Consider the following 13343-nt stretch of genomic DNA (forward strand, 5'->3'; position numbering starts at 1 on the left):
ATTCACCTATTCTGATTTGCCCTTTTAAAAGTTTGATACAATTTTTCGAAGTCTTCTGGGATGATTTCTTCGTCACGAATAATATCGATTACATATTCCACATCATTAAGTTTTTCAGGAGAACGTGAAACTGTCTTCAACATATTTTCATATAGAATGGGTCCATCCATATAAGCTGAGTCCCATGCAAATTCACCTTTTTTGTTTCTTTCAGACTGTTCGAGTGCTGCAAGTATGAAATCATCTGCTAATAGAAATGCGACATATCTCAGAAAAGTCATTGGATCACGAATAATACTTTTATAGATCTCGCTATCTCTTTCAGCTGGTATTCCCTCTGTTTCGATTTTTATAATTCTTTCTACTTGGGTATCACCTATTACAGCCTTTACAGCGTAAAATTCCCCAAGTTCTAACAAACTCAAATCAGAGAAAAGCACCGTTTCCTCTAAAAATTGCTCCTGTACTTGACTTAACAATGGTTTAATAAAAAAACGAACAGGACCTGGGAGTTCCTTGCTATGGACAGCTAGCGAATATGTACCTTGTGTCTCTGTAACAATTGCCTGTAACTCACTTCTACAAAGTTGTTTAATTCCTTTTTGTAGTTGTTCTAGCAAGTCTTCTTCCTTTTCTTCTTCAATATCCGGAAGTGATTCAATTTTTTCAAATGGATTATCTTCTTCGTCTTTCCCAAATAAATCTTCAAGCAATTGTTGTATTCTAAACCCATACTTCTTGTATTTTAGTTTCAGTAGAAATTCTACATTTCCATGAAACGCATTCCTAGAACAATTGGCAGAACCTATGTAAAAATGGTGTTGATTATATTTACTCTTCACATATAATTTCGCATGAATATCCTGGGGCTGTGCAATCTCCATATCCTCGTCATCTTCTTCGCTAATCACACCTTCGCCTTCAACAATCATTTCTTTTAACACATAGATATCACAATAATCAAGAATATCACTCTGGAGTTTATGTAGTTCCGTTCTTCTTGTAATCAGTACGAACTTCTCGTCTGACAATTTTTTCTCTGTCAACTCTTTTAACGTACTACCACTTAAAAACGGGGACATAATAATGAGATCATGATATGTTTCGAAAATTTCGGTATTGTCTTTACCGTACTCTTCAATCCCAAGTGGCAGAAAATCATAATCCACAAAGTGACCACCTGGTTCAAAATGTACAAACTCCAACTCTGATAGGAGATTCTTAATCGCTTCCCCCTTAGTCGTATCTGAAACATAAGGAAGTAGATGATGAAAAAAGTCCTTTAACGGTTTAGACTTAGGATTCACAACCTCTTGCTTTTCCCCCTCCAATGCCAACGCAATATCCCAACTGCGGTCAAAGGTTAAATTTCGAGTTAGTACTAGGAGTCGATATAACGCTCGATTTTCTTTATTCACATATTTAATTAGCCATACTTTTGGATGGAAGGAGAGATCGTTCTCTAACACGATTTCACTTACACTGTTTTCTAATAAAGCAAAGATTGTATTGTTTTTCTGAGGGACCTTTATTTGCCCAGCTTCGCAGAAGATCATAAATTTATCTGATGCCCTTCTTAGTCCTTCCAACATAAAGATCGGATTATCTTGAATTGTATGACTCATTTCTTCTGCTAGACTTAGTGCGAGTGGCACTCCAATTAATGCCTCTAAATCAAGTGAATAAGTCGTCCCAATCGCAAATTCAACTTCATAATCAACCGGTGGCTTTAATATGTCACTATAGTTTAATCTGTTTTTATCAGGCTTAAGCACGCTACTCCTCCAATCCGTCCAAAATATCGTTTATTATCCCTTTAGCAACTCGAAAGCGATAATCTAAGGACCTTATTCCAACCCATTTCCCATCATAAGAGAAGGCCTTCGAATTATATAATTTGGCACGATCCTTTGATTTTAATTCTACTTCTCTAGTAATTAATAGGTTATCGATTTCATCCACGTCACCATCTATTGCAAGCTTTTGCCATTCACGGAGGAAATTCTTCAATCGTATATTTCTTCTATCTATATGTAGAAGGCTTAACACCTCTAAATAAGGAAATGAAGAAAATTCATTTTTCACAAAAGAACTACTGAGCCATTTCTCCCATTCTTCTATCGCGTCCTCATTCTCCTGTTTCGAAAGGATGACATTGTATCGTATATTGGCTCCGGATATAAATTTATTAAATTTGTTTGCTAACTGGTACATCCGTTTAATGTGATCAGGTAAATCAAACAACTCCCCAATCATTTCAAAGCCTTCTACAAGTTTTAGTTTTTCTGGATCTTGATGTAGGAGGAAAGCAAAAAGACTATGTTCTGTTTTAGAAGATAAGATAATCCTTTGCTTCAAAAACTCTGCTTCTTGTCGAGTAAGTTTTATTTGTAGATTTTCTTTCCAATCACTATCTGGTAGTAGACAATGCCAAAATGTCCCATAATATTCATTTCCAGCATCAATATCATCTGTCTCCTCATCACCTAAGTATTTTAAAGCTTGCTTATTTTTTTTCATTGCAAAAATAGATTTAGCATAGTTATCGAGGGTAAGATTCTCATACTTAAATATTTCAAATTTCCTAAGACCATTCCAATAGATACTGGATGGCTTTCTTTTAAGTTTCTTACCAGATCTCCCTCCAATAATTCCATCCAAATCCTCGCCTTGTTTTAAAATATCTATAAGTTCTAGTTCTTGTTGTGAAAGCTTATTTAGGAATTGATTATGACTTGTGAATGATTCTTTTTCTAGCTCCATTACTAAATAAGGAACAACAAAAAAGTATTTGGCTCTCGTTTGTAAGGTAGATGTTCCAGGAAAGAACATATCCGCGAAACCATCTCTAATCATTCCAATACCAAGCTCATCCACAGCTCCTTTTTGGGCTAGCAAATCGAGAATAGCCATCACTTTATTTCGATGTTCATTTGAGTAATCTATCCAGCCTATTTGAAGAGGATTTACCATTTACTTGTCCTCCTGATTTTAATAAAAACTAATTATTACTAAACCATTTTAACTTTCGTAGTTACTAATCATTAGATAATCCTATCATTAATTTTAGCATAATTTTACAAATTATTATTTCATTAAGTCCCGTCACAGTGACACCCAGAAATATCGTCGAATTATAAATACTTCTATACATAATAAAAAAGGCCAGCCCCCTCTCACGGCAAATGACTACCGCACTAGGGTCTGGCACCACTATTTTTTAATAAATACTTTATCAACGTTATATCTGGAGCGGAATTTATTTATGGTATAGGTTTCATAAATTCTCGTTCCATTGGGTCTTCTACGATACAAATATCAATTTTATGCACTTCGTCTCTATGCAATTTAATAGGAGAAACTGTATATTCAAAATGTTTTTTGTTTCTATGACGTAGTTTGCTCGTTTTCCCTACAAAGAGAAGTTCGTCATTTCATTAGAAATTCTGGCCCCCAGTACGTTAATCCTTTACTACGCTGGAGGGCAGGACCTGTTCATTAATTTTGATACAATGTAACTACGCAAGCACCACCAAGACCTAAATTATGCTGCAATGCAGTCTGAATGTTTTCCACTTGTCGATTACCTGCTTCGCCACGTAGTTGCCATACAAGTTCTGTACATTGAGCTAAACCCGTTGCTCCAAGTGGGTGTCCTTTGGACATTAGCCCTCCTGATGGATTGACTACATATTTTCCTCCATAAGTATTATTTCCATCATTTATTAGTTTTTCTGCTCCACCTTCTTCGCAAAGGCCCAGCCCTTCATAGGTGATGACTTCATTTGGAGTAAAGCAATCGTGTAACTCAATGACATCGACATCTTCTGGTCCAATGCCGGCCATTTCATAAACTTCTTTTGCAGCTCGAGCAGTCATTTCATAACCGACCAACTGGAGGTTACCTCCATTAATACTAATAGGCAAATCCGTTGTCATGGATTGAGCAACTATTTTTACTGCTCGGTGAATATTATGTTTTTTAGCAAAAGATTCACTGCACACTATCACTGCTGCTGCACCACATGTAGGAGGGCATGCCATTAATCTTGTAAGACCTGGATATATGTTAGGTGATTTCATAACATCCTCTAATTGAATATCTTCAGTAAATAATGAAAACGGATTATTTACAGCATGTTTTCTCGATTTCACAGCCACTTTTCCATAAATTTCAGGATTCACATCGTATTTATCTAAGTATTCTAAAGCAGCAGCACCAAATACTTTTAAAGCCACCGGCCCATCCGGCAAGTCACTATTCAATTGATTAAATCGATTGTAAACCCACTGGAACGGTGAGGTACGGTCATCCCAATTCTCACCAAGAGCACCTGGCTTCATTTCTTCAAACCCAAATGCAAGAACACAATTCGCTGAACCTGATTCCACCGCTTGCCGAGCCAAATAAAGAGCTGTGGAACCGGAAGAACAGTTATTGTTTACATTAATAATTGGAATACCAGTCATTCCTACTCGATACAAAGCTGTTTGGCCACATGTGCTATCTCCATACACATAACTAGCATACGCCTGCTGAACTTCTGTAATATCAATACCCGCATCACTAAGTGCACCAGAAATGGCTTTAGCTGCCATTATTTCATAAGGTTCATTTTGGCCAGGCTTTTCAAACTTCACCATATTAACGCCAATAACATTTACCTGATTGGTCATATTGAATCCCCCCAAACTCTATCAATTAAAACCATATAAGTTCAAAGAATAAAATACTATACTTTTATATGACTTGAGTTCATTGCGTCCCAAGTATTTGGGTTTAAAGCATTCTGTTTCAGCTTATACTTTTCCACTCTTTCTGTCGGTGTTTTAGGTAGAGATTCCACATATTCTAAATAACGCGGAACCATAAAGGATGGAAGTCTTTCTGACATCCATGTGATCATTTCATCGAACCCACTAACTTCATCTTTATTCTTAAATACAAGATATGCCTTTACTTCTTCTTCTCCCAAATCGGAAGGAACACCAATAACTGTTGATTCATAGACATTCGGATGCGAGTTAATGACTCTTTCTACTTCAAAAGAAGAGATATTTTCTCCTCTGCGGCGAAGTGCATCTTTCTTACGATCAACAAAATATAAGAATCCTTCTTCATCCTTCATACCATAATCTCCTGTGTGGAACCAAAGATTCTTGAAAGCCTCTATAGTTTTTTCAGGCATGTTGAAGTAACCTTCCATCATACTATGAGGCCTTTTAGGTCTCGTAATTATTTCTCCGACTACATTTGGAGGTAATTCTTGGTCATGATCATCTACAATTTTCACTTCATATTCAGGTATGGCCATCCCTACCGCTCCGGGCTTGTGCTTTTCTTTTAAACTATAGGCTATAATTCCACTCTCAGTTAAACCAAAACCTTCAACAAACTGAATGTCCCATCTTTCCTGTGCAGGTACAAATAACTCTTTTGGAATCCCTGCTCCAAAGGCTAAGCGAATTGGATTATCTCTATCTCTCGGGGACGAAGGTTGCTTCATAAGAATTGAGAGAATCGTCCCAATAAAATTAAATTGTGTCGCCTTATGAAAACGAATTTCATCCCAAAAGGTTGAGGCGCTAAATCGTTTACCTAGAGCTAACGGCACCTGGCTAATAAATGCCGGCAGTACTGTTAAACCTTGTGCATTTCCATGGAATAAAGGGAGGCAGGTGTACAAAATGTCATTATCATTTACTTCTCTATACTTTACGTTGTCGGCTGCCAAATAGTATAAATATTGATGAGACATCATAACTCCCTTAGAAGGACCGGTTGTTCCTGATGTATACATAAAAGCAGCTATGTCACTTGGATTGACCTTAACATTTGGTTCTATATCCATCGAATTTTTTATTAATCGATTCATATTTTTGATTGGGATTTTATTTACGTATTCTGGATTCTCTAAGTCCTCTTCATCGCACACTATTATTTGTTTAATATAAGAAAGTTCCTTGCTAACTTTTGTAACTTCTTCTATAAAAGTATTGTCCGTTATTAATACCTTTGCCTGACTGTTATTAAGGATATAGGAAAGAAATTCACGCTTATAACCATTATTTACTGGCACTTCAATTGCCCCTATTTTACTAGCAGCAAACCAGCTAAAAATAAATTCAGGGCAGTTAGGTAGCAAGATAGCAACTTTGTCGCCTTTTTTAAGACCTAGATTTATAAAAGCTTGCGCTAGTTTGTTTACCACACTATTAATTTCTCCATAAGTAAACTGTTGTTCTTCAAATTTAAAACCAATTTTGAATGGACATTCGTCTGCGTATTTTCTTAGTATTTCATTAATTACTATTAAACTACTCATTGATATCCTCCATTTGTATTTTTTTAAACTCTTTTAGAAATTCCTTTCGATTCCTCTAGTGTTTGTTGATCATCACCGAACAATTTGTTGATATGCTCTAAAGGTAATGGTTTAGTAAACAAACTTACTACAATACATGATATAAAGCCTACTAATGCAGCTACCGTACTCCCCGCCCACGGAACTGTAAATGTTGTTACTCCCATCGATACACCCAAACCAAAATAACAAAGCAAATAACTTAGTAAACCTAGAGTGGATCCTACTATAGCTCCTGCTTTTGTTGCACCTTTCCATAAACAACTTATAATTAAAATTGGTGAAATACCTCCTGCAAATCCACCTACTCCAACCCACATTAAAGCTGTAAGAGATTCGGGTGGATTAAATGCAATGAAAATACCTACAATCATAATTACAGGAATCAGTACTTTCGTTCCTATTAAAGTTAGTTTGTCGGCTTTTTCTTCGCTGATGTTTTTATTCGTAATCGGAATAATTAAATCTCGGAATAAATCATTTGCAATCGCTATACCGATAACTAAAAACAATCCAGCTGTTGTAGACATAATTGCTGATAATATAGCAATTCCAGCAATTGCGACTATCGGAGCAGGCAGGACCATAGTGATCATCTCTAATAAGGCAATATCGGGAGGTGCATTAGGTACTAATACACGTGCGCCAAGACCACCAAACAACATTAACGTTCCCATAAAAAACATAAAGATTAGACCTACTATTAGTGTCTTAGGAATTTGCCTTTCGTCTTTTAAAGAAAACCAAATTTTAGATAATTGTGGTGTTAATGAAAATAGAGCTAGTGATATTAAGATACCTGGACCAGTAAACTCTCCAAAAAACGGATTTCCAAAAATTATATCCCAACTCAATTTAGGATCTTGCAGAATCAAAATCTCATTTATTTCACCTGGTGTTCCCACATAAAACAAGACAAAAAGAGTGACGAAAATAGCAAAAGCTAACATGATTCCACCTTGAATTGCCGCATTTAAGATATCTGCGTGTGTTCCCCCAATCATTATATAAAAAGCGATAACTATTCCCGCAAAAATAACCCCGAAACTATAAGGTATATTAAGAACCTCATCAAATAACCAGCCCATTCCTGCATATTGTCCAGCAATATAGTAGATTAATAAAACTGTAGCAACTGCAGTAATCCCCCTCATGTAATTACTCTGAAATCGCTTTGCCATAAAATCAGGTAATGATTTTGCATTTACTCTTTCTCCAACTTTTGATAATTTAAATGCTACCAATGCCCAAGCAGTTACAGTTGCACCATATCCAAATGCATACCATATGGCTGGCCATCCGGAACTATATACTAGACCTGGATTTCCCATTGTAGCAGCAGCACTGCACGTCGTCGCCCCTAATGCTAGACCAATCATTATAGGTCCATAGGCTTTTGGTGCAATTAAATAGTCCCTCAAAGAATTTGTTCTCTTTTTTCCATAATAAGTTAACCAACCAAGTACTAATAAGAATATGATAAAGAATATCCAACCCCAAACTAGAACTGAACTAGACATGCTACCCCTCCTTTTTGATAAAAAGCGATTTTTTTAAATACTTTTAAACGTGTTTTTTATATTTATTGCTAATTGCTAAAATAAGCACCAACCATACAATCCAACTCACATAAAACAAAATAGCCATAGTTCCCATATAAATTCTCCTTTCAAATTAGGAAATTCACTAACTACCAAACAAGTGGAATTTAATAATTTCAAATTAATCCTTCAGCCTTTCTTAATGTACCGTGTTGTAAGCGGTACCATTTTGTTGATTGTGTTATAGTATTAACATCTCCTTTCAGGGAAACATATTGAAAAAATTTAAATCAGAAGATAAAATGAATTCTGAATACTAGACCGTAGTCTAATTTTATTTAATACTTAATTTTCTGTCAATATATTTTTAGGAGGTTATTAAAATTAAATCTGTCAACAAGCAACGACGAGGAGAAAAAACAAAAAAGAGAATATTAGATACTGCATTAGAGCTATTTAGTCAAAAAGGATATGACAATGTATCCGTTGATGAAATCGTAAAACAATGTAAATCATCAAAGGGTTCTTTTTATCAACATTTTTCATCAAAAGCTGAGATTTTCTTAGAAAAGTTTAAAGAAATCGACGAGTTTTATATAGATTTTGTGAAAACGATTCCAGGTGATCTAAATGTTTTTGAAAGAATGTTAATATTCATAAGGAATTTAATGGCATATATTGAGAAGGAATTAGGAAAGGAGATTATAAGAGTTATTTATAGTTCTGCATTGACATCTCAAATAGACGTATATTTCATAAATAAAGAAAGACCTCTGTTTAAAATATATCGGTCTTTTATTGAAGAAGCATTTTCAAAGGGTAAAATTAGGACAAACCTTTCAATAGATGAATTAACAACAATACTTATACAAAGTAGCATGGGTAGTATTTATCTCTGGTGCTTGGGTGATGTCAAAAGTCTTGAAGAATCCAGTGTTAAACTATTTAATACTCTGATAGATGGTTTAAGATCATAATAAGTTCTGTTAAGTTCTGTCACAGTGACACCCCCAAGATTGTCGAATTTTAAATATTTACATACCTTATAAAAAGTGCCAGACCCCCGACACGGTAAATCTTTACCGTTCTGGGGGTCTGGCTCAAATATCTTTTAATAAAATACTTTGTCCACATTATATTTCGACCGGAGTTTATTAATGATATATGTTTCATAAATTTCTCGTTCCATTGGGTCTTCTACGATGCAAATATCGATTTTATGGACTTCGTCTCTGTGCGTTTTAATAGGTGAAACCGCGTCTTCAAAATGTTTTTTAATTCGTTGACGTAGTTTGCGCGCTTTCCCGACAAAGAGAAGCTCATCTTCTTTATTAAAAAATAAGAAAATGCCACCTTTGTCTCTTGGTATAAGATGGAAATCAATAAATCCGTGAATATCCTTGATTATTGGTTCATTTTCTTTCGGAATTTGTTTCCGTTCTGTAATCGTAATATCTGGAGTCGGTATACTAATTTTTATCATGTTCAATCACGTCCCTTTTTCGTATAAAGATAAATGGTATCATATGTATGAAAGAAATACGATTTAACAGTTAATTCGCTTCGCTGCTTCCTTCTTCCGTTCTCTCTACTAGTGTAAATAAAAATCGATAAATTAGCCGATATGCTTCTTCTAACGACATCTCCTCTTTGAACCCATTCACATAATTCAAAGCGAAATTCAAGTCCCATAAGCCATCACCTTGATTAAACATCAATTCAAATTTTGCTTCCTCTCCATGTAATTCTTTTCTTAAGTTTTCTTTAAGAGATGCCTCAAACTTTTTCTGCAGCTTCAATCCTACCATGACGTCGTATGTACCAAATACATCATTCACCTCAAACGCGATTGCATCAACGCCTATTAGTTCCAACCAATTTGATTCAAAGTATAGAAATTCATTCTTGTGTTTTTCTAGGTAGTCAATCGGGTGTTCTAAAAATGCGAATGATTCTTTAGAGAGTGTTTCTTCTGTCTCTTTATCACATCTTTCTATGTAAGCTTCACGGAAACGTGTAGTAGGATCCTTTTCGCTTAATGTAACGTCATGTGAAATTAATTCATATTTTTCTATGTACTCTTTTTCCTCTTTATATAAAGCCGCTTCTTTCTCGTCACTCATCAGCTCTGATGAGATGAATTTTTTCATTTGTTTTTGTAACATGGGTGTATCCTCCTGAATTTGGTGCTTACCCCGGTGGACGATAGCGTCTTTCGTACCAAGGGTAAGGCATCCATTATGTCTTTATCGAGAACGTTTTCTACCTCTCGTTGAATGGCTTGAATTGCTTGTTGATCGCCTATCATTCGATTTTCTATTTGAAGAAAACGGTGCAACCTTTCTTCCGTCTCTTCTACTACCTTCAGAGCGTTTATTTTCGTATTTTTGCTCACTTGCTCTCTCATAATCCTCACGATCAGGGATACTTACGCCCTTAATCACTTGTATCTCGAATTTTTGATGAATCCCTTTTTCAATCATTCGTAGGAACTCCATATCTTTAGGAGCCACTAAAGTAAAGGCAACCCCGTCTCCACCTGCACGGCCAGTTCGTCCAATCCGGTGAACATAGCTTTCAACATCTTGTGGGATATCATAGTTATAGACATGTGTTACCCCTTCAACATCTAGTCCCCTTGCAGCAACATCTGTTGCGACTAAAAACTGTGTTTTCGCTTCACGAAATCGTTTCATCGCTTTTTCACGTTTGGACTGTGTTAAATCACCATGCAACTCGTCTGAATCATACCCGTTGGCAATCAATGCCTCGTGCAGCTTTTTAGCACGAACTTTTGTACGACAGAATATAATCGCTAAAAAAGGACGATGTTCTTCGATTAGATGCATTAAAGTTGCTTGTTTTCTCCGGTCAGTGGTTTCAATCACCACTTGTTTGATCTCTTCTACCGTTACTTTTTTTGCTTTCACTTCGATGAACTCGGGCTCGTTCATATATTTTTTGGCAAGAGATTTAATTTCGCTCGGCATTGTTGCCGAGAACAGCATGGTTTGTCTAGAAGGAAATGTTTCACGGATAATGTCATCTACCTCTGGAAGAAAACCCATATGTAACATTTGGTCGGCTTCATCTAACACCAGCATCCTAATCGTTGAAAGATCAATCGTTCCACGGCGAATATGATCTAATAACCGACCAGGCGTTGCCACGACTACATGCTGTGCACCTTTCAGCTTTTTTAATTGATGCTCAACATCCTGACCACCGTACACAGCTAACACACTGACACCCTCTACGTTCTCCATCATTTTCTTTATTTCTTTTGAAATTTGCTGAGCTAATTCTCTTGTTGGGGTTAAAATAAGGGCTTGCACATCCGGCTCGTTCACATCAATCTTTTCAAGAATCGGAAGAACAAAAGCCAATGTCTTTCCAGTACCTGTTTGTGCTTTTGCAATCACATCCTTCCCCTCAAGTACGGCTGGGATCGTCCGTTCTTGAATAGGTGTTGGTTCCACGATTCCTAATGACTTCAATGTATAGTTAATCTCTTTTCGAATTCCAAGTTGTAAAAAATCTAGCAAGGCTATCACGTCTCTCTTCTTATCATAATGCCAGTTTGATTGTTCAATGGCTTATTTACTATAGCATATTGGTTAGTATTTACAGAGTGATTTGGAATATTTATTATTGTCACAGTGACGCCCCAATTTTTTCATTTATCGTAAAAAAGCGCCTGACCCCCAACACAGTAAAGCATTACCGCGCTGAGGGCCAGGCCCCAGAATACTCATTATTCATATGTAAACCTATTTTCTTATATATATATTTGTCATATTCAAAAAAGCCAGCACTATTTAGGAATACACAAACGTAACTTTTTACATTTCACTATAACCAATTGCTTGTTCAATCCATACCCAATATATTTATATTATCTTTAGCCTTAACCACTGCAATTGGCAAAATTCTGTATATCTTTAACGAAATCAGTTCTTTCCCACATGCCATACATAAGGTGGGCGTGTTTTATTTACTGCATAATCCCCTATTACTCTCTCTTTATAGATAAGTGGATTATGAGAAGCAATTGTTCGTGCATTACGCCAATATCTATCAAAACTTTTGGTTTGTGATGTGGCCGAAGCACCTAATCCGTCGAATAATAAAGTTGTAGCATCAAGTGTTAATCTTGTTACTACAATTTGAGCTTGTGATACTTCAATTTCCGCTTCGTCATTTACTAATTCTTCCTCTTTAACGCTTCCAGCAAGACGAAGCTCATATGCTTTTTGTAAAGTTTCAGCTACTTTTAGAACAATTGCCCCAGAGGAATAAGCCAAGCTATGAACTTTTCCAACTACTTGTAGAACTTGCGGGTCTTCACTTGAACGTGCAGCTGCTGAATGAGTATACGTTCTTTTGCGTTCTGCTACAGCTTTCGAAAGGTCATTTGCAGCTGAAATGGCAATTCCAGCTAAAGTAGCTAAATGCATCATTTGGAAAAAGGCTGCTAAATATTTGGCATTAAACTCCTCTGTGAGAATTTCACTTTCATTAATTGGAACATTACTGAATCTTGTTGTTCCGCTACCAGTTAATTTTTGTCCAAAGCCATCCCAATCATCAAATACGTCTACGCCTTCTGCATATCTTGAAATAACAGCAAAGACTTTATTTACTTCCTCTTTTGTTGCCAAAACAAGAATCCAATCTGCATAAATGGTGCCTGTCGAATAATATTTTGTTCCGTTCAACAATAGCTGGTCGTCTTCCCCTTTTGTCACGTTCGTTAGGAAGCTACCAGCCTTTGCAGTACCAACTTCCGACCATGCATTGCCAACAATATCTCCCTCTAATATCCGCTTGATCCACGTACTTCTTTGCTCACCCTTTGGTGAGTTCAACACCATCTCTACAAAAGCAAAATGTGCTCGTAGTGCTTGAGGTAGATTCGAATCCGCCTCTGCTAATTCAATTAGAAGATTAAATAACTCGGGTAATGTTGCACCCAATCCTCCTTCTTCACGCGGAATCCGAATAGCTCCGAAACCAGCTTCCTTTAACAAGTTAATTTCCTCAAAAAGTAGTTTCCTATCATTCTCTCGTTGAACCGCACCTTCACGTATTCGATGGAATATATCTCTATACCTTGATGCCAATTGTTCATAGTTATGACTAGGGGCACTCCCCCATACACCTCTTGCTTTTTCAGTTGTTATTGTCATTTTCTCTTCCTCCCTATTCATTCATTAAGATAATAAATTGATAGATGCCAAACACCTTATGTGGCAAAAGCTTCTTTATAATGTACATCTCGATGAGAAAACCTAAATCACCCCCTCCAAAAAGATTGATTGTTAACGTGACTAGTTATTAATCCTGGAGTCATCATTGAATCCTATTTTCCACACATCAAAGAATTTTTTCATCAACAAAATAGACACCTCTCTTTCCAAAAATAGTATGAAAAGAA

10 protein-coding genes and 2 pseudogenes are annotated in these 13343 nt (G+C 36.3%); 2 read left to right on the plus strand and 10 right to left on the minus strand.

Annotated features, from left to right (window positions below; translation table 11 throughout):
* Nucleotides 1-2: 2 nt before the first annotated feature.
* From AC6CHV_RS02530 to AC6CHV_RS02555, 6 genes and pseudogenes are all read right to left on the minus strand, one after another.
* Nucleotides 3-1775 (minus strand): phospholipase D family protein, encoded by a 1773-nt coding sequence (locus AC6CHV_RS02530; RefSeq protein WP_498078027.1) that lies wholly within the window; start codon nucleotides 1773-1775, stop codon nucleotides 3-5.
* A gap of 1 nt (nucleotide 1776) precedes the next feature.
* The gene (locus AC6CHV_RS02535; RefSeq protein ID WP_498078028.1) at nucleotides 1777-2973 is read right to left on the minus strand and encodes a DUF6361 family protein; all 1197 of its coding nucleotides are present in this window, start codon (nucleotides 2971-2973) and stop codon (nucleotides 1777-1779) included.
* 240 nt (nucleotides 2974-3213) lie between these two features.
* Nucleotides 3214-3434: pseudogene (locus AC6CHV_RS02540) on the minus strand (GIY-YIG nuclease family protein); the annotation flags it as partial.
* A gap of 64 nt (nucleotides 3435-3498) precedes the next feature.
* On the minus strand, nucleotides 3499-4677 hold the full coding sequence (locus AC6CHV_RS02545; protein ID WP_498078029.1) for a thiolase C-terminal domain-containing protein: 1179 nt from the start codon (nucleotides 4675-4677) through the stop codon (nucleotides 3499-3501).
* 56 nt (nucleotides 4678-4733) lie between these two features.
* A complete protein-coding gene (locus AC6CHV_RS02550; RefSeq protein ID WP_498078030.1) occupies nucleotides 4734-6326 on the minus strand; it encodes an AMP-binding protein in 1593 nt (530 codons plus the stop codon).
* Between the two features lie 23 nt (nucleotides 6327-6349).
* Entirely contained in the window at nucleotides 6350-7885 is a 1536-nt protein-coding gene (locus tag AC6CHV_RS02555; RefSeq protein WP_498078031.1) for a sodium:solute symporter family transporter, read from the minus strand.
* A gap of 452 nt (nucleotides 7886-8337) precedes the next feature.
* Here AC6CHV_RS02555 and AC6CHV_RS02560 point away from each other — a divergent pair.
* Both AC6CHV_RS02560 and AC6CHV_RS02565 read left to right on the plus strand, forming a co-directional pair.
* A pseudogene (locus tag AC6CHV_RS02560) lies at nucleotides 8338-8463 on the plus strand (helix-turn-helix domain-containing protein); the annotation flags it as partial.
* 48 nt (nucleotides 8464-8511) lie between these two features.
* On the plus strand, nucleotides 8512-8883 hold the full coding sequence (locus AC6CHV_RS02565; protein WP_498078032.1) for a hypothetical protein: 372 nt from the start codon (nucleotides 8512-8514) through the stop codon (nucleotides 8881-8883).
* A gap of 134 nt (nucleotides 8884-9017) precedes the next feature.
* Here the strand turns inward: AC6CHV_RS02565 and AC6CHV_RS02570 are convergent, their stop codons facing one another.
* The 4 genes from AC6CHV_RS02570 to AC6CHV_RS02585 form a co-directional block, all read right to left on the minus strand.
* Nucleotides 9018-9389 (minus strand): GIY-YIG nuclease family protein, encoded by a 372-nt coding sequence (locus AC6CHV_RS02570; RefSeq protein WP_498078033.1) that lies wholly within the window; start codon nucleotides 9387-9389, stop codon nucleotides 9018-9020.
* A 70-nt stretch (nucleotides 9390-9459) separates the two neighbouring features.
* Nucleotides 9460-10071, minus strand: coding sequence for a branched-chain amino acid aminotransferase (locus AC6CHV_RS02575; protein WP_498078034.1), 612 nt, complete (start codon nucleotides 10069-10071; stop codon nucleotides 9460-9462).
* Nucleotides 10072-10152: 81 nt separating this feature from the next.
* Nucleotides 10153-11451 carry a DEAD/DEAH box helicase gene (locus tag AC6CHV_RS02580; protein WP_498078035.1) on the minus strand — a complete coding sequence of 433 codons (1299 nt, stop codon included), beginning with the start codon at nucleotides 11449-11451 and terminating at the stop codon, nucleotides 10153-10155.
* A 405-nt stretch (nucleotides 11452-11856) separates the two neighbouring features.
* On the minus strand, nucleotides 11857-13095 hold the full coding sequence (locus AC6CHV_RS02585; RefSeq protein WP_498078036.1) for an acyl-CoA dehydrogenase family protein: 1239 nt from the start codon (nucleotides 13093-13095) through the stop codon (nucleotides 11857-11859).
* Nucleotides 13096-13343: the final 248 nt, after the last annotated feature.

The sequence above is a fragment of the Ferdinandcohnia sp. GQ5 genome, assembly GCF_059759275.1.

What these genes read in the sequence shown, in the direction of transcription:
- AC6CHV_RS02535 (WP_498078028.1), bottom strand. Translation starts at nt 2,973, where the DNA reads ATGGTAAATCCTCTTCAAATAGGCTGGATAGATTACTCAAATGAACAT.
- AC6CHV_RS02545 (WP_498078029.1), bottom strand. Translation starts at nt 4,677, where the DNA reads ATGACCAATCAGGTAAATGTTATTGGCGTTAATATGGTGAAGTTTGAA.
- AC6CHV_RS02550 (WP_498078030.1), bottom strand. Translation starts at nt 6,326, where the DNA reads ATGAGTAGTTTAATAGTAATTAATGAAATACTAAGAAAATACGCAGAC.
- AC6CHV_RS02555 (WP_498078031.1), bottom strand. Translation starts at nt 7,885, where the DNA reads ATGTCTAGTTCAGTTCTAGTTTGGGGTTGGATATTCTTTATCATATTC.
- AC6CHV_RS02570 (WP_498078033.1), bottom strand. Translation starts at nt 9,389, where the DNA reads ATGATAAAAATTAGTATACCGACTCCAGATATTACGATTACAGAACGG.
- AC6CHV_RS02575 (WP_498078034.1), bottom strand. Translation starts at nt 10,071, where the DNA reads ATGTTACAAAAACAAATGAAAAAATTCATCTCATCAGAGCTGATGAGT.
- AC6CHV_RS02585 (WP_498078036.1), bottom strand. Translation starts at nt 13,095, where the DNA reads ATGACAATAACAACTGAAAAAGCAAGAGGTGTATGGGGGAGTGCCCCT.